A 15,059-nucleotide genomic window follows, 5' to 3' on the forward strand; every position below is an offset into this window, starting at 1 on the left:
TACAAATGTGGAATTTTTCAGTTATTTAGAACTTGGTTTCAAGAATATCATCTTCTGGGCGGTGTTCTTGAATACGTAAGACTTGCCACGAGAAGACTTCAACTGGTTCAGCTACTTCGATTTCTAGTTTGTTACCTTCATAAGCGAACTTTAAATCAACGCGCTTTTCAATCCATTCAACCCGATTGGGTTCATGAGTTAAGCCAGTAACAGTAATTTTAGCAGGCAGCGGATTTTTAACGAAAACATATTTCTGGTAATGCATGTGGCGGTTTTGCAGGACAAAACTTTCGCCTTCAGCAGCAAGATCGCAAGGCTCGCTTTCATTAAAAGCATGGCCAAACATGTGCATCCAGTCGTTGATTGGTGCTAACAGTTGTTGACTTTCGTCAGTTAACCCGCCGTTTTCATCGACCGCTAAATCAATAACCGTTGCTTTACCAGCTTTACGTTGTGTTACCATTTCGTCAATTACATTATCTGGGGTATAGCTTTGGCCAACTGGCGCGGTAACTAAAGCGATGGTGTACTTAGTGCAGGCAGCTTGAAAGGCGGCTTGATCACCATTAGTTGAAACAGCGCGAGCGCCAATATCCCGGGCAGTTTTAACAAGTAGGTCAGCATTGGCTTTTTTAGTGTCAGTTAGTTTAAAATTTAAGACAATTGCAAAATCAGGATTCATCAAATCTCTCCTTAGATATAATAATATTAAGTTTAACTCTAAAAGGAGGAAAATACGAAAAATGAAAATTATTATTTCCCCAGCAATGAAGATGAAAGTTGATCGCGAAGCCTTTAAGGTAAGGTCAACGCCGCAGTTCTTACCGCAGGCTGAGCAATTAGCAGATTATTTAAAAACCTGTGATTTAGCGCGGCTGAAGGCTATTTGGCAGGCAAGCGAGCGAACAGCTAAGGAAGCTCAGAGCCAGCTTGCTCAACTTGACTTAACGCAGACCAGCAATTTAACGCCAGCGGTTATTTCTTATTCCGGCATTCAATACCAATATATGGCGGCAGATTTATTTACTGCACCCGCACTTGATTACTTACAGGACAAGGTGCGGATTTTGTCTGGCCTATATGGTGTTTTACGTCCGTTTGATGGTGTCTGGCCATACCGCTTGGAGATGAAGAACAAGGTTACTGGTTTTAAAGAGCCAAATTTATATCATTTTTGGGGTTCAACCATTGCGGATAATTTATTTAATGACGAAACAGTTCTGATTAATTTGGCATCTAAGGAATATTCTAAGAATATTAGCCCGTATTTATCAGCCAAGCGGCGCATGATTAATATTGATTTCCAGGAATGTAAGAACGGGCGATGGAAGACTGTTGGCGTGCATGCCAAAATGGCGCGAGGAGAAATGACGCGCTTTATTGCGGAAAACCAGTTAACTAAGCCCGAGGAATTGCAGAATTTTAATGATTTTGGCTTTCAATTTATGCCTGAAGAAAGCACTATCGATACCTATGTCTTTCGCACTGAGTTTGACTTTAAAAGACGATAAAAATGTGTCAACTGTTCCAACTAATAGTAAAATATACCTATTGAAAAAGTGAGGTTTAAGTATGGAAATTGTTTTTGTTCGTCACGGTCAAACTGATTTAAATAAAACGGGTTGTATTCAGGGGTCGCGTTTTGATCATAACCTAAATGAGGCTGGTCGCGCCTATGCCGAAAAGGCTGCCGCTAATTTTGATCCGTCAAGTTTTGATGTTGTGTTTTCCAGTCCAATGAAACGAGCACTGGAAACAGCGCGGATTTTTACTAAAGGACAAAAAGAGATCAAGATTGATAATCGGTTAATTGAGTTTAACTTTGGCGAGTGGGACGGTCAGCTATTAACAGAATTAGGGCAAAAATATCCTGATGCGATTGATCCTTGGGGCAAGGCAAATGCAAATTATATTAAGTATGCCCCACATGGCGAAAGTAACGAGGAATTAAATGACCGTTGCGGGCAATTCTTAGATGATATTACTCAAAATTATGCTGGTAAAAAAGTTTTGGTGGTTTGTCATGGTACGTTAATTCGGATGATGTTTGCCCATTATTTTACTAATGGTGATTTTAACTATTTTGATACGATGAAGAATTGTGCTTTGGCAAAAATTTCGTATCGCGATCACACTCCGCGAATTAACTATTATAATCAAGTGTTAGCGTTTTAATAATTGATGAAAGATTCCTAGTGAATCTTTTTTTGTTGGCATAATATTTGACTATACAAGTTAGCTAATGATATTATTTTACAAAAGTGACGCAATGTCACCATGAATAGAAAAGGGTGGTAACAGAATGGTCAAGGCAACTTTTATTAACTTGCCGCAGGTAAAGAAGGACCTCATCACGCAGGCTCTACTTAACGAGTTTAGTCATTATCCGCTCCAAAAGGCGCAGGTGGCAAGAATTGTTAAAGAAGCGCAAATTGCGCGTGGGGCCTTTTATAAGTATTTTACAGATTTGCTTGATGCATACAGCTATCTATATGGTGTGGCAATGCGAGAAATCCACGCCGATATTAAGGTTACTTCTGAGTTTGAACCACAGATTTTTTATCTAAATGTGGTCAACTTTGTCGAAAAAACGCACGCTAGTAAGTATGCACCTTTGATTAAAATGCATATCCTGTATAACGAGAGCTTGTTAGCTAGTCCCAGCCAAAGCGCCAGTCAAGCAGATTTAAGTCCGCAAAACTGGAGTGCAATGGTCTTGAGCCACGCGTCGATTCGGGCTGTATTCACAAATCCACGCCAAAAAGACGAAATTTTACTTCGCTTTAAGGCGAGTTTAGAACTATTACAAAAGAGGTCAAATTAATGTTTTTAGCAATTAAAGAAATTAAACGGGAAAAATTGCGTTACGGCTTAATTGTATTGATGATTTTTTTAATTAGTTATCTGATTTTTATTTTATCGTCATTATCAATTGGTTTAGCCAGTGAAAATACGCAGGCATTAAAGTCCTGGGATGCACAATCAGTGGTCTTGAATAAGAATGCCAATGTCAGCATGAACCAGTCAGTCTTAACCAAGTCTGACTTAAAAAAAGCCACAATTGGTAAGGATGAGGCACTAGTTGGGCAAACGGCGGTGGTTGTTAAAAATGAAAAGCGACCACAGATTTCTGCACAATTTATTGGCCTTAAAAAGTCACAGTTTATCTATGATGCCCAAGAGATAATTGCTGGTCGCAAAGCTAAAACTAAAAAGGAAGTAGTTGCTGACCAAGCCTTCAAGATTAAGGGCTATAAGCTTGGTGATAAGTTAGAACTAAACGGCTCTAAACAAAAATATACGATAGTAGGTTTTGCTAAGAATGCCAAAATCAATATCGCGCCGATTGTTTATGGGTCACTCAGCGCTTGGAAATCACTTCGCCAAGGGATGCCTGACATGCAAGCGTCGGCAATTATTTCACGTAATGCTAATTACAAGTATCACCATGCTCAGAGCAAAACTTATCCGATTAAAACATTTATTAATAAATTGCCGGGTTACACTGCTCAAAATATGACTTTTGAATTAATGATTGGCTTTCTATTCGTGATTTCTCTGATTATTATTGCTGTCTTTATGTATATCTTAACGATGCAGAAGATGCACAACTTCGCGGTTATGCGTGCCCAAGGAATTCCTAGTGGTACCCTAGTTAGAGCAACAGTTAGTCAAGCAATTATTTTGGTTATTGTTGGGGTAGTAATTGGCCTAGTAGCAATGATCTTGACTGCTAAAACCTTGCCAGCCGCCGTACCAATGAGCTTTACCCCAGCAATTATGCTGAGTGGTGCGGGTGGTATGCTATTAACGGGAATTATCGGCAGCTTAATTCCGATTAGATCAATATTAAAAGTAGATCCAGCAAAGGCAATAGGTGAATAAGATGGCAGTCATTGAATTAAAAAACGTCCAAAAAGTTTATGGTAAAGGTGCTGCCGAAGTTAAGGCACTTAAAAATATTAATTTTACGGCTAATAAGGGTGAGGTTGTTCTCATCATGGGGCCATCTGGTGCTGGTAAAAGTACCTTCTTAACTATCGCTGGTTCACTGCAAAAGCCAACGTCCGGTCAAGTTTTAATTGATGGCAAAGACATTGCCCATTTGACAACTAAACAGAGTAACCACTTGCGGCTTAATCAAATTGGCTTTGTCTTGCAAGCCTATAATTTAGTGCCGTTTTTAACAGTTAAGGAACAATTTGAATTAGTTGACCGGGTAAAAAAGCAGGGCAACATTGATCACGCAACTTTAACCAAATTATTAGGTCAGTTAGGAATTACTGCTTTAGTTAATAAGTATCCCGGAGAATTATCTGGCGGTCAGCAGCAGCGGGCTGCAATCGCGCGGGCTCTGTATGCTAATCCAGAAATCTTGCTGGCAGATGAACCAACGGCATCTTTAGACAGTAAGAATGTTGATGAGGTTGGTCAATTATTTAAAAACTTGGCGAAGAATTATGCTAAAGCTGTCCTATTAGTAACTCATGATCCGCGTTTGGAACAATATGCCGATCATATTTACGAAATGATGGATGGCGAAATGACGCAGACAAAATAAAAAGTAGCTACTATTTTAATATTTAGCGGAAGTACACAATGCTTTAATTAATAAAGGATTGTGTATTTTTTTGCGAAAAAAATAAAGATATTTAATAAAGTGGCTATTAATAATTTGGTCTTTATTTATCTTTTAGAAAGCGATTTCCTCTTGACAAAAGGCTTTCAAATTTACTATTCTATGTGTTAGATAATTACTTTGTTATTTTTAATGTGATAAAAAAACAAGATGGCTTTAAACGGCGTTTTAAGGCTAACGTTGAAAGTGTTGTTGCTATTGAGAAAAATCGAATACTTAATAGTTATAAAATAACAAGTAATTTGTAATTAAATATATATCAAAGTGTTATGTAATTGTGCATTTGTTTAGTTAAATATTAATAATTATATTTAAGTAGATGGGCTGCTAATTTGTAATGAGGTAAGAAATGAACGAAGTACCAACAGATAAATCAATTGTGCTAGCAACAGATTATCAAAATCAAAGTATTAATATTAAGTTTTCGGATGATCTAACAGATGATCGTGAACGCGGATATATTTTATCGGCTGCTTTCTTTTCCTTTTGTGCTTCTCAAGGGTTGAGCAAATCCGAAGTGAGTGAGATGGTTTCATCATCCTACGATCAATTTTTGGAAAGTAATAACAATAATAATTAGTTGGCAATTGATTAGCGTTACTAATTAGTTGACCAGTAGATCGCAAGCATTCGAATGTATAATTACGAAAGTTAGTTAAAGGAAAACCGAATGGCGAGAAGAAAAGAAATAGGTAGAGACAAAATTTTAAATGTTGCTTATAAAATGGTGATGAGAGATGGTGTTGAATGCCTGACTGCACGTAATGTTGCTAAAGAAGGACATTTTTCGACGCAACCTCTATATCTTGAATTTAGCAGTATGAATGAGCTTCGGGATGAAGTTTTAGATAAAATTGCGGAAAATTTAAAAGGTAATGTTTTGCAAAAAGAATATACAGGCAAACCCTTAATTGACATGGATTTATCTTATATTGATTATGCAAAAGAACACGAAAATCTGTTTCGAGCAATGTTTGTGGATGGTAAGTTAGGCAGCAAGCGTATTTCTAATGCGTTAATTGATTTTGGTATCCAAAAGTTTAACGAGCAATATAAAGATACTAATTATAGCAAAGAAAAAATCATGAATATTGTTGTGGCAAATTGGATCACTACAATCGGTATTGCTTCGTTAATTATTAATGAAATTGCGACTTTTTCGGAAACGCAGATTATTAACGTGTTGACAGCGCAAATTAATGACGCAATTTTAAATGACTGGCTCAGTAAGAATAAAGAGATACCGCTGTTTGATGTGAGAGATTATAAAAAGTAAAAAAACGCTATTGATGAGTAGGATTATTAAGTGTGAAGCTAGGGTGTTTATTTAATTTATGAAAAAACATGAAAGCAGAGTTATGTTCAAAAAATTGTATATAGGTTATAATAATCTGTAGAAATTAGTTTTTTGAAAGGTGGGTTTTTATGAAAATCCTTGCATTATCTGGCTCAAATGCCAATAATTCGTTTAATGAAGCTTTGCTTAAGTTTATCTCTAAGCACTTTGCTGACAGATATGATTTTAAACTGGCAACAGTTAAGGGGTTACCAATGTTTAAAGAGGGTGAAGATGCACCCGAATCAGTTACTGCTTTAAGTAAAGAAATTGAAGCTGCTGATTTAGTATTGATTGGTTCACCTGAACAACAACACTCAGTAACTAGTGCTTTGAGTAGTGCTCTTGAATGGTTATCAAGCACTTCTCACCCATTTAAGAACAAGCCGCTTGTTATGGTATCAACTTCCCCAATGCCACAAGGTGCTTCACGTTCACAAAGTCGTTTAAGAAGTTTGTTAATGGCTCCTGGCTTTGGTGCAAAAGTTTTTGCTGGTGATGAATTTATGATGGGCAATGGTCCTAGTCAATTTGATGATAATGGTGACCTGACTGATGAGGGTACTGTTAAATTCTTAGGTCAATTCTTTGACGAAGTTGACGAATGGTACGCACAAGTTACTAAGTAAGGAGGACCAAGAATGAAAATTTTATCAATCGTTGGTACAAACGCAGATTTTTCATATAACCGCTTTTTAGCACAATTTATCGCTAAGCGTTACGCTGACAAGGCTGATATCGAAGTAAAAGAAATCGATAAGTTGACGCCTTTCTGCAGAACGCAAATGGCTGATGACACAATTAAAGCTTGGATTGAAGACATTAAAGCTGCTGATGGTATTGTAATTACTACTCCAGAATATGACCACACTATTCCTGCACCATTAAAGAGTGCTTTGGAATGGTTAGGTTCACATGCTGGTCCTAACGTTATGAAGAACAAGCCAGTTGCTATTGCTGGTGCTTCATATGGTAGCCAAGGTTCTGGTCGTGCTCAAGAAGATATGCGTGAAATTTTACTTTCACCAGATATGAGTGCTAATGTTTTGCCAGGTAATGAAGTCTTAATCGGCGGTGCCACAGCTAAGTTTAATAAAGAAACTGGCGAGTTAACTGATGAAGCTACTATTAAATCATTAGATGGTATGATGGATAATTTCTTCAATTTTGTTAAGCAAGCAACTAAATAAAGTTTTGCTAGAATGCTTGGCATAGAGTAAAATAACCGGATAGGAGTACTATCCGGTTATTTTTATGCTAGAAAGTGTATTTACATGTCTGATCCTGTAGTTTTACCAGTGTCATCTGTTCGCAATCCCCGAGATTTAGGCGGTTATCGCGGCTTTGAAAATCGTAAAATAAAAAAGCACCGTTTGCTTAGAACTGGTAATATTAGTAAAGTTACGGTACAAGACCAACAGTTTTTGCTTAATTATGGTCTGAAAAAAATCATTGATTTACGTTCGCCGGCAGAGTGTGAAATTAATCCTGATAAAACGCTCACTGGTGTTGAACATTGTCAATTGCCACTAGGAATTGAAGATAATACCTCTGGTGGCGGCAGCCATATTGAAGAAAACAAGGCTAAGTACCGTCAGGATCAGTATGCTGGATTAAAAATGATGTGTACACGTTATCGTAAGCACATTTTAAATAAAACCAGCCAAGATAGCTTTCATCAAATTTTGGAATTGATTGCTAGTCAAGACCAAGGCGCAATTTTATATCATTGCTCAGAAGGTAAGGATAGAACCGGTTTAGTGACACTGCTGATTTTGCATATTTTAGGGGTTGCTCCCGAAACAATTCGGCAAGACTATTTATATTCGAATTACATGTTAAATGAGTATCGCGCTGTCCGTGATCGCCAGTTTAAACAGCGTGGTGAAAACGACAAGTTTCGTGCTAATATGCGTGTTTTGGGCTCAGTCAGCGATGCGTTCTTGGATACTAGCCTGATTACAATCAATGAAGAATATGGTGGCTTGGACGCTTACCTTGAACAAGCAGTAGGAATTACAGCGCAAGTTCAAGATGATATTAGAAATAAATATTTGGAAAAGTAGGTATAGCAATGATTGATGATTTAGCATTAGAACAAGCAGTTGGTCAGCATCACGCCTTAGGGACGTCAATTACGTTACAGATTTTTGGCACGCAAGATCAAGACGTCATTAATAAGTCCTTTGACTTAATCGATCATTATGAAGACTTATTGACGGTTAACCGCGATCAATCTGAGGTAATGAGTGTTAACCACGCTGCTGGCAAGCACCCGGTACAAGTATCTAGCGGCACTTACAGCTTGATTAAGTTAGCTGTTAAAGAAAGCCGGGCTAACTTTGGCTTTAACGCATTGATTGGGCCGGTGGTTAAGCTGTGGGCAATTGGATTTAAGGGTGCGCACGTGCCAACTGACGCTCAAATTAAAGAAAAAATGAGATTAATTGACCCGTTCAATGTCGAACTTGACGATAACAATCAATCCGTCTTTTTAACTAAAGAAGGAATGGAACTTGACCTTGGCGGGATTGCCAAGGGCTGGATTGCTGACAGAATCCGAGATTTCTGGCATGCTTATGGCGTTAATGCTGGAATTATTAACCTTGGCGGCAACATTTTGCTAGTTGGTGATTCGCCTAAGAGGGTTAGTGGCCAGTGGTCAGTAGGTGTTCAAGATCCGAAAGAAAAGCGCGGTAAAAATATTACTTCGGTAATGGTGCCTAAATGTTCGGCAGTTACTAGTGGCACGTATGAGCGCTATTTAGTTGTTGATGGGCACAAGTATCACCACTTAATTGACCCGCGGACTGGTTATCCAGTAGAAACTGATTTGGCTGGGGTGACTACCTTTACCAAGGATTCAGTTGAAGCCGAAATTGAATGTAAGCGACTGTTTTTTGCTGGGCATCCAATTAAGGGCTGGCATGATGATCCCGATCGTGTTGGTGCAATTTTTGTTTATAATGATGAGCACGTCGAGTATGACAATTTTAATAATTAATTTAAGTAGCTATCACACAATTTTTACTAATTGCGTAATAGCTATTTTTGTATAGTACTAAGAGTAATTGGTTTTTAGCAATTGCTTTTGCTTTTCATGTTTAATGCCTTTGAATCAACAATATACTTTTAAAAAGTAAGCATTAAACTTGCTAAAAATAGTTATTAGTCAGTAAACTTGTAAATGCTGCATGCAGAAATTTTATTTAATCGAATTTTATAAGTAAGAAAGGGAAACTTATGAAAAAAAGTGTAATTTTAACGGCCGCAATGACATTAATAGCTAGTCTTGGTGTATCAACCGGTGTAGCTAAAGCTGCTGAAAATCCAACTAAAGATAGTACTACTAAAGTTGCCGTTCAAGCAGGTACACTGACACTAAGTAACGTATCAAACTTTAACTTTAGTTCTTCAGTTGAAGCAATTGCTAACGGCGACACGACTGCTAGTTTAGCTGCAGATGGTTCTATTGAAACTGCCGATAATCGCGGTCTAGGTACTGATACTAACTGGACTTTGTCTGCTGTACCAACAAAGTTAACAGATGCCAAGGGTCATGCTTTAAAGGCTTCCAGTTTAACAATTAATGGTAAGGCTACATCTGTCATTGATGGTACTAATAGCGTTGAAATTGCTAGCGGTGATAAGGAAGGTACAATTACTACCCCATTAACTGCTGCCAATACTTCAATTGCGCTTCAACAAGATAACCAAGTTTTTGCTGGTGATTACACGGGTACAATTACTTGGACATTAAGTGGTACACCTAAAGATACAACTAATTCTGCTGAATAATCATGAATTTTACTAGTGAGCGTAAGCGACTTGGCTTTATTTTAGTTGCGGCAGCCCTGTTTTTGTTTAGTCTATTTGGAGGTAGACAAACAGTAAACGCAGCGGAAAGCTTTTCCGTTAGGGTTGCCGGCAGTAATTCTTCTTACATTGAACGCCAAGTCAAGCCGAAACAAAATCTTCGTGTTAAACTTATTTTTGTTAATAATAGTGCTAAAGTGCAGACAGTTAATGTGTCACCCAATCAAGCTATCACTGGTGATAATGGCTTAGTGCAGTATAATTTGGCTAATCCCGGCAAACGATATTTTGGTCAAAATAATTTTAGGCAAATGACAAGTGGGCCGCACCGCGTTAGATTAGCCGCGCATGCTCAAGTCAGTAAAACCTATGTTGTTAAAGTTCCACGAAAAGCTTTCAAGGGTGTTTTAGCTGGCAGCTTTTATGTTTCGCAAATTACTAAGCCGCAAAAAGATAAAAAAGCTGCAGGACAAAAGGCAGTGATGGGGTACCGCAATGTTTATTCTTATGCGATTCCGCTAATTTTGCGTGAAAGTAAGCAGGTGGTGCATACTAAGTTAGCCATGCCTAAGGTCATGACAAAAGTGGATCGGAGTAATCCCTTTATTATTGTCCGGCTAGCAAATGAGACACCGACAATGTTTGGTCAACTGGTGGTTACAACTAAAGTTGTGAACCCACGGACTAAGAAGTCAGTGTTTGCGCAAACTAAGAAAAATCTGGCAATGGCACCATTAAGCTATTTTGACAATCATGTTTTACTTAATAAAAAGTTGTCTAGTGGTACTTATGACTTGCTGGTAATAGCACAGTCAGGAACTCGGCAGTGGCAATTTAAGCAAAAAGTTGAGATTGATGCTAAATTGGCACAAGCTGCTAGTCAAAAAGATCGTTCGCCAAAAGACCATAAAATCTGGTTGTGGCTAGCGATTGGTGCAGCAGTAATTGTGATACTTCTTATGCTCAGTGGTATGTATTGTTTAGGTAAACGTCACGGTAAAAATTAAATAAAATAAAAGGACAAAGCGTGAAAACGTCTTGTCCTTTTATGTTATTAGAATTCTAAGCAGTTGTCCGGCTAATACTGAAGATGCTGTTAAACACACCGTTTGATAATCCCGGTGTGTTGTAAATAATAAACCGCAAAAATGATGAATCAAGCGTCTGCTGGATGAACCACGGATTTTGCAGCGCGTTAAGCATTGACAAAATAATATAGACAAAAAAGTAGCTGGCCACAAAGGATACGATGGCACCCAGTACCCCATCTAAAATACTGCCAAAATTAGTAGCGTGGGGATTTTTACTTGGTACCCAACCCTTGAAAATTTTGATTACCATTTTGCCGACAAATAGTAAAATAAAGAAGGCAATAAAGCGAAACAAAATTAAATTTGTGCTCGGCGCTAAAGTGGTTTGCATATTTTGTCCGGTAATCTGGCTATAAAGCCAGTTTCCCAGCGGATTTTGAAATAAAATTGCAACGATAAAAACAATCGCGGCAAAAATCAAATTAATAATTAATTTGGTAAAACCAGTTTGGTAACCCTTGTAGGTTTTTAGAACCAAATAGGCTAAAACAATTAAAGTAACAATCATGTTTATCTCCTTTGCCGTATATTATAGCTTATTTTTGCACATTTAGACTTTGACGATTGCTTAAAAATACTTCATAATTAAAGAGATGTAATGGCTTTACAATAAGCTGTTTTTGGCGTTAAATTTATAGAGTGTGAAACAAGGTTTCACGGGTGAAAAATGAATCCTGAACAATTTGTCCAAGAATTATCAAAACATAATTTTGAATTAAGTGAAAAGCAAATCAAACAATTTAAACTTTATTTTACCAACTTGGTGACGGCGAATGAGCACGTCAATCTGACGCGGATTACTGCGCAAGAAGATGTTTACTTAAAGCACTTTTTCGATAGCATTACGCCGCTGTTTGTTTTTAGCTCGGTCTTTAAGCCGGGAGCTACTTTATGTGATGTTGGTGCCGGAGCCGGCTTTCCGTCAATTCCGTTAAAGATTTTAATGCCGGAATTACAGGTAACGATTGTTGATTCGCTAGGTAAAAGACTAACCTTTTTGCAAGATTTAGTTAGCAAGTTGAATTTAGAGGGCGTAACCTTAGTCCATGGTCGCGCTGAGGATGTTGGGCAAAATAAATTGTATCGCGAGCAGTTTGACATTGTTACGGCGCGAGCAGTTGCTAATATGGCGGTATTAAGTGAGTATTGCCTGCCGCTGGTTAAACCGAAGGGCTATTTTGTGGCCCTGAAGGGACCCAAGGCTGAAAGCGAATTGAAGGACAGCCAAAAGGCAGTTAAAGTGTTGGGTGGTAAGGTAATTGCTGATGAAGAATTAACTTTGCCCGAAAGTGACGAAGAACGCACGCTTATTCTTGTTCAAAAAGTACAGGCAACACCTAAGAAATATCCTCGGCAAGCGGGCACACCGCACCGAAAACCAATTCATTAATAGGGGGACTCTATATGTCAATCTTTTCTTCTTTACGACATCATGATGAAATTCCTAAAGATAAACAAATTAAAGATATTGAATTAACTAAAATTAAAGCAAATTCCTACCAGCCGCGGCGCGAATTCTCAGATAAGTCAATCCGGGAATTGGCGTCAACTCTTGATAAAGATGGCCTTTTGCAGCCGATTATCGTGCGCGAACAAGGCGATAATTATGAGATTATTGCCGGCGAGCGGCGGTACCGTGCTGCCAAGCATCTTGCATGGGAGACGATTCCAGCAATTGTGAACAACATGGATGATAGCCAAGCCGCCTCTTTTGCTTTGATTGAAAACTTGCAGCGTGAGGATTTGAATCCAATTGATGAGGCTCAAGCTTACGATAATTTAATGAAATTAAATAATTTGACGCAAACTAGCTTGGCTAAAAATATCGGCAAATCACAATCGTATGTTGCTAATAAATTACGGTTGTTAAAATTAACGCCCAAGGTGCAAAGTTATTTAGCTAGTGGCCAAATATCACCGCGTCACGGTCGGTGCCTTGTTGGTCTTAGTGAGAAGGATCAGGGCCGAGTTTTGGATGAAATTTTAGCCAACAACTTAAACGTTAACGATACTGAAAAGATTGTCAAAGATGTCGACGGCTATTTTGTTAATAAAGAAAAACGGGCTAAGGATCAAGAGAAGGCTGAGAAGACCAAACGGGCTGTCAGTCGCATTCCTAAGGATTTGCAAGTACAGATTAATACGATTAAGCGAGCTGTTAAGCTAGCTAAGGAATCGGGCATTAAGGTCAAAGTTAAGGAAAATAATGATCCTAATGATTATATGATTACAATTGAGTTGAAGAGAAAATAGGAAGGCGGAGCAAAAATGGTAAAAGTAATTTCGGTTGCTAACCAAAAGGGTGGTGTTGGTAAAACAACGACGACAATTAACTTGTCGGCAGCTCTGGCTGAACGTGGCTATCATATCTTAATTATTGATATTGACCCCCAGGGAAACTTGACTTCCGGAATGGGAATTGAGAAGTCGGAAATCAATGATGATATTTATAGCGTACTAATTAATGACGTCCCGTTAAAAGACACTATTTTCCATACTTCAAATCGAAATCTTGATTTGGTGCCAGCTACAATTAACTTGTCTGGAGCAGAAACAGAACTGATTAGCATGATGGCGCGGGAAACTAGGTTGAAGTCGGCGATTGATGTTGTTAGCAGCGACTATGACTTCATTTTTATTGATTGCCCGCCGTCTCTTGGACAGCTGTCAATCAACGCCTTTACGGCATCGGATTCGATTTTGATTCCAGTTCAAAGTGAGTATTACGCAATGGAAGGTTTGAGCCAGCTGCTAAATACAATTCGCTTAGTGCAAAAGCACTTTAACAAGGATTTAGGTGTTGAAGGCGTCTTATTGACAATGCTAGATGCGCGGACTAACTTGGGCGCTGAAGTAGTCAAGGAAGTTCAATCGTACTTTGCTAAAAAGGTATACAAGACGATTATTCCGCGAATTACTAAATTAGCAGAAGCACCAAGTTATGGTCAATCGATTGCAGAATATGCTCCTAATTCCCGTGGTGCAAAGGTTTATGATAATTTAGCAAAAGAGGTGCTAAAGAATAATGGTAAGAGACTCAAGAAATAAAGAACCAAAGAAAAAAGGCGGCCTTGGTCGTGGTATTGAAGCCTTATTTGAGGATGAGCCACAGGTTGAAGAAACCGAAGAAGAAATTCTCGACCTTGACCTAAGTGATATTCGGCCCAATCCATACCAGCCACGGAAGAACTTTGACGACAAAGCATTAAAGGAATTAGCTGATTCAATTAAAGAAAATGGTGTCTTTCAACCAATTATTGTACGTAAGTCGGTTAATGGCTACGAGATTATAGCGGGTGAGCGGCGTTTTCGGGCATCAAAATTAGCTAAAAAGACGACTGTCCCAGCAATTGTACGTGACTTTGACGAAGGTCAAATGATGGAAGTTGCGGTTTTGGAAAACTTGCAGCGTGAGGACTTATCCCCACTTGAGGAAGCCCAGGCGTACGAAATGCTGCAAAAAAACTTGGGCTTAACGCAAGAAGAAGTTTCCAAACGAATGGGCAAGTCGCGGCCATATATTGCTAATTATTTGCGGTTATTGACTTTGCCAACCAAGACCAAGCACTTACTGCAACACGGGCAATTGTCAATGGGTCAAGCCAGAACTTTATTGGGACTCAAGAATAAGGATAAGATTGACGAAGTTGCAAAGCAAGTTGTTAAGGAAGGCATGCCGGTGCGTAAAGTTGAGGCATTGGTAGCGCAATTGAATGCTAAAAAGCAAACCAAGAAAACAACGCACAAGTCTGCTTTTATTCGGGCTAGTGAACACCAATTGGCTGATAAATTAGGTTCAAGTGTCAATATTTCAGAAAGCAAGAAGGGTAAGGGTCATTTATCAATCGGCTTTAGCTCGGTTGATGAATTGAACCGGATTCTTGATATTTTAGGTGTTGATCTTGATGAATAAAGAGATTGCTTATAATTTAGCTGATACCGTTCAGATGAAAAAGCCCCACGCATGCAAAGTTAACGATTGGGAAGTTTTGCGGCTGGGTGCGGATATCAGACTCAAGTGCATGGGCTGCGGACATGTGGTGTTGATGCCGCGCGGCAAGTTTACTCATAATTTGAAAAAGATTTTGACTAAGGCAAATGATCCGGTCAATAACAAAAAGGAATTTTATGTTCCCAAAGATGAAATTATCAGACCGGGTTCTAAACAAGAATAAGT

The 15,059-nt window shown here is 38.6% G+C and carries 20 protein-coding genes; 18 read left to right on the plus strand and 2 right to left on the minus strand.

Going from position 1 to position 15,059, the window contains the following annotated elements; translation table 11 throughout:
- Positions 1-25: 25 nt before the first annotated feature.
- Entirely contained in the window at positions 26-682 is a 657-nt protein-coding gene (locus OZX76_RS01000) for a hypothetical protein (RefSeq protein ID WP_277180197.1), read from the minus strand.
- Positions 683-743: 61 nt separating this feature from the next.
- Here OZX76_RS01000 and yaaA point away from each other — a divergent pair, with 61 nt between their 5' ends.
- The 13 genes from yaaA (at position 744) to OZX76_RS01065 (ending at position 10,798) form a co-directional block, all read left to right on the plus strand.
- Positions 744-1,511, plus strand: a complete 768-nt coding sequence (gene yaaA, locus OZX76_RS01005; RefSeq protein WP_277180199.1) for a peroxide stress protein YaaA — start codon at positions 744-746, stop codon at positions 1,509-1,511.
- 61 nt (positions 1,512-1,572) lie between these two features.
- A complete protein-coding gene (locus OZX76_RS01010) occupies positions 1,573-2,175 on the plus strand; it encodes a histidine phosphatase family protein (RefSeq protein ID WP_277180201.1) in 603 nt (200 codons plus the stop codon).
- 127 nt (positions 2,176-2,302) lie between these two features.
- Positions 2,303-2,824 carry a TetR/AcrR family transcriptional regulator gene (locus OZX76_RS01015; protein WP_277180203.1) on the plus strand — a complete coding sequence of 174 codons (522 nt, stop codon included), beginning with the start codon at positions 2,303-2,305 and terminating at the stop codon, positions 2,822-2,824.
- A complete protein-coding gene (locus OZX76_RS01020) occupies positions 2,824-3,885 on the plus strand; it encodes an ABC transporter permease (RefSeq protein WP_277180205.1) in 1,062 nt (353 codons plus the stop codon). Before OZX76_RS01015 ends, OZX76_RS01020 begins: the two co-directional genes overlap by 1 nt.
- 1 nt (position 3,886) lies before the next feature.
- The gene (locus tag OZX76_RS01025; RefSeq protein ID WP_277180207.1) at positions 3,887-4,561 is read left to right on the plus strand and encodes an ABC transporter ATP-binding protein; all 675 of its coding nucleotides are present in this window, start codon (positions 3,887-3,889) and stop codon (positions 4,559-4,561) included.
- 427 nt (positions 4,562-4,988) lie between these two features.
- Positions 4,989-5,219, plus strand: a complete 231-nt coding sequence (locus OZX76_RS01030; protein WP_277133239.1) for a hypothetical protein — start codon at positions 4,989-4,991, stop codon at positions 5,217-5,219.
- Positions 5,220-5,309: 90 nt separating this feature from the next.
- Positions 5,310-5,915: a TetR/AcrR family transcriptional regulator gene (locus OZX76_RS01035; protein WP_277180209.1), complete on the plus strand. Its 606-nt coding sequence runs from the start codon at positions 5,310-5,312 to the stop codon at positions 5,913-5,915.
- A gap of 149 nt (positions 5,916-6,064) precedes the next feature.
- Complete coding sequence (locus tag OZX76_RS01040; RefSeq protein ID WP_277180211.1) at positions 6,065-6,604, plus strand: NAD(P)H-dependent oxidoreductase; 540 nt, start codon at positions 6,065-6,067, stop codon at positions 6,602-6,604.
- A gap of 12 nt (positions 6,605-6,616) precedes the next feature.
- On the plus strand, positions 6,617-7,165 hold the full coding sequence (locus tag OZX76_RS01045; protein ID WP_277180213.1) for an NADPH-dependent FMN reductase: 549 nt from the start codon (positions 6,617-6,619) through the stop codon (positions 7,163-7,165).
- 84 nt (positions 7,166-7,249) lie between these two features.
- A complete protein-coding gene (locus OZX76_RS01050; RefSeq protein WP_277180215.1) occupies positions 7,250-8,041 on the plus strand; it encodes a tyrosine-protein phosphatase in 792 nt (263 codons plus the stop codon).
- A gap of 8 nt (positions 8,042-8,049) precedes the next feature.
- Positions 8,050-8,979, plus strand: coding sequence for an FAD:protein FMN transferase (locus OZX76_RS01055; protein WP_277180217.1), 930 nt, complete (start codon positions 8,050-8,052; stop codon positions 8,977-8,979).
- A gap of 239 nt (positions 8,980-9,218) precedes the next feature.
- Complete coding sequence (locus OZX76_RS01060; protein WP_277180219.1) at positions 9,219-9,773, plus strand: WxL domain-containing protein; 555 nt, start codon at positions 9,219-9,221, stop codon at positions 9,771-9,773.
- Positions 9,774-9,775: 2 nt separating this feature from the next.
- Positions 9,776-10,798: a DUF3324 domain-containing protein gene (locus OZX76_RS01065; protein WP_277180220.1), complete on the plus strand. Its 1,023-nt coding sequence runs from the start codon at positions 9,776-9,778 to the stop codon at positions 10,796-10,798.
- A 55-nt stretch (positions 10,799-10,853) separates the two neighbouring features.
- On the opposite strand, the gene OZX76_RS01070 is transcribed toward OZX76_RS01065, so the two are convergent.
- Positions 10,854-11,390, minus strand: coding sequence for a CvpA family protein (locus tag OZX76_RS01070; protein WP_277180222.1), 537 nt, complete (start codon positions 11,388-11,390; stop codon positions 10,854-10,856).
- A 159-nt stretch (positions 11,391-11,549) separates the two neighbouring features.
- Between OZX76_RS01070 and rsmG the strand changes: the two genes are divergently transcribed.
- Genes rsmG through OZX76_RS01095 form a run of 5 tightly spaced genes read left to right on the plus strand, consistent with a single transcriptional unit; the run spans position 11,550 to position 15,057 of the window.
- Positions 11,550-12,272 (plus strand): 16S rRNA (guanine(527)-N(7))-methyltransferase RsmG, encoded by a 723-nt coding sequence (gene rsmG, locus OZX76_RS01075; RefSeq protein ID WP_277180224.1) that lies wholly within the window; start codon positions 11,550-11,552, stop codon positions 12,270-12,272.
- A 14-nt stretch (positions 12,273-12,286) separates the two neighbouring features.
- A complete protein-coding gene (gene noc, locus OZX76_RS01080; protein ID WP_277180226.1) occupies positions 12,287-13,135 on the plus strand; it encodes a nucleoid occlusion protein in 849 nt (282 codons plus the stop codon).
- A gap of 15 nt (positions 13,136-13,150) precedes the next feature.
- Positions 13,151-13,930: an AAA family ATPase gene (locus tag OZX76_RS01085; RefSeq protein ID WP_277180228.1), complete on the plus strand. Its 780-nt coding sequence runs from the start codon at positions 13,151-13,153 to the stop codon at positions 13,928-13,930.
- Positions 13,908-14,795, plus strand: a complete 888-nt coding sequence (locus OZX76_RS01090; RefSeq protein ID WP_277180230.1) for a ParB/RepB/Spo0J family partition protein — start codon at positions 13,908-13,910, stop codon at positions 14,793-14,795. The genes OZX76_RS01085 and OZX76_RS01090 overlap by 23 nt, the downstream gene beginning before the upstream one ends.
- On the plus strand, positions 14,788-15,057 hold the full coding sequence (locus OZX76_RS01095; protein WP_277133262.1) for a DUF951 domain-containing protein: 270 nt from the start codon (positions 14,788-14,790) through the stop codon (positions 15,055-15,057). Before OZX76_RS01090 ends, OZX76_RS01095 begins: the two co-directional genes overlap by 8 nt.
- The last annotated feature ends 2 nt before the right edge of the window (positions 15,058-15,059 follow it).

This window comes from Lactobacillus sp. ESL0677 (assembly GCF_029392875.1).
Classification (GTDB): Bacteria; Bacillota; Bacilli; order Lactobacillales; family Lactobacillaceae; genus Lactobacillus.

What these genes read in the sequence shown, in the direction of transcription:
- OZX76_RS01000 (WP_277180197.1), bottom strand. Translation starts at nt 682, where the DNA reads ATGAATCCTGATTTTGCAATTGTCTTAAATTTTAAACTAACTGACACT.
- yaaA (WP_277180199.1), top strand. Translation starts at nt 744, where the DNA reads ATGAAAATTATTATTTCCCCAGCAATGAAGATGAAAGTTGATCGCGAA.
- OZX76_RS01010 (WP_277180201.1), top strand. Translation starts at nt 1,573, where the DNA reads ATGGAAATTGTTTTTGTTCGTCACGGTCAAACTGATTTAAATAAAACG.
- OZX76_RS01015 (WP_277180203.1), top strand. Translation starts at nt 2,303, where the DNA reads ATGGTCAAGGCAACTTTTATTAACTTGCCGCAGGTAAAGAAGGACCTC.
- OZX76_RS01020 (WP_277180205.1), top strand. Translation starts at nt 2,824, where the DNA reads ATGTTTTTAGCAATTAAAGAAATTAAACGGGAAAAATTGCGTTACGGC.
- OZX76_RS01025 (WP_277180207.1), top strand. Translation starts at nt 3,887, where the DNA reads ATGGCAGTCATTGAATTAAAAAACGTCCAAAAAGTTTATGGTAAAGGT.
- OZX76_RS01030 (WP_277133239.1), top strand. Translation starts at nt 4,989, where the DNA reads ATGAACGAAGTACCAACAGATAAATCAATTGTGCTAGCAACAGATTAT.
- OZX76_RS01035 (WP_277180209.1), top strand. Translation starts at nt 5,310, where the DNA reads ATGGCGAGAAGAAAAGAAATAGGTAGAGACAAAATTTTAAATGTTGCT.
- OZX76_RS01040 (WP_277180211.1), top strand. Translation starts at nt 6,065, where the DNA reads ATGAAAATCCTTGCATTATCTGGCTCAAATGCCAATAATTCGTTTAAT.
- OZX76_RS01045 (WP_277180213.1), top strand. Translation starts at nt 6,617, where the DNA reads ATGAAAATTTTATCAATCGTTGGTACAAACGCAGATTTTTCATATAAC.
- OZX76_RS01050 (WP_277180215.1), top strand. Translation starts at nt 7,250, where the DNA reads ATGTCTGATCCTGTAGTTTTACCAGTGTCATCTGTTCGCAATCCCCGA.
- OZX76_RS01055 (WP_277180217.1), top strand. Translation starts at nt 8,050, where the DNA reads ATGATTGATGATTTAGCATTAGAACAAGCAGTTGGTCAGCATCACGCC.
- OZX76_RS01060 (WP_277180219.1), top strand. Translation starts at nt 9,219, where the DNA reads ATGAAAAAAAGTGTAATTTTAACGGCCGCAATGACATTAATAGCTAGT.
- OZX76_RS01065 (WP_277180220.1), top strand. Translation starts at nt 9,776, where the DNA reads ATGAATTTTACTAGTGAGCGTAAGCGACTTGGCTTTATTTTAGTTGCG.
- OZX76_RS01070 (WP_277180222.1), bottom strand. Translation starts at nt 11,390, where the DNA reads ATGATTGTTACTTTAATTGTTTTAGCCTATTTGGTTCTAAAAACCTAC.
- rsmG (WP_277180224.1), top strand. Translation starts at nt 11,550, where the DNA reads ATGAATCCTGAACAATTTGTCCAAGAATTATCAAAACATAATTTTGAA.
- noc (WP_277180226.1), top strand. Translation starts at nt 12,287, where the DNA reads ATGTCAATCTTTTCTTCTTTACGACATCATGATGAAATTCCTAAAGAT.
- OZX76_RS01085 (WP_277180228.1), top strand. Translation starts at nt 13,151, where the DNA reads ATGGTAAAAGTAATTTCGGTTGCTAACCAAAAGGGTGGTGTTGGTAAA.
- OZX76_RS01090 (WP_277180230.1), top strand. Translation starts at nt 13,908, where the DNA reads ATGGTAAGAGACTCAAGAAATAAAGAACCAAAGAAAAAAGGCGGCCTT.
- OZX76_RS01095 (WP_277133262.1), top strand. Translation starts at nt 14,788, where the DNA reads ATGAATAAAGAGATTGCTTATAATTTAGCTGATACCGTTCAGATGAAA.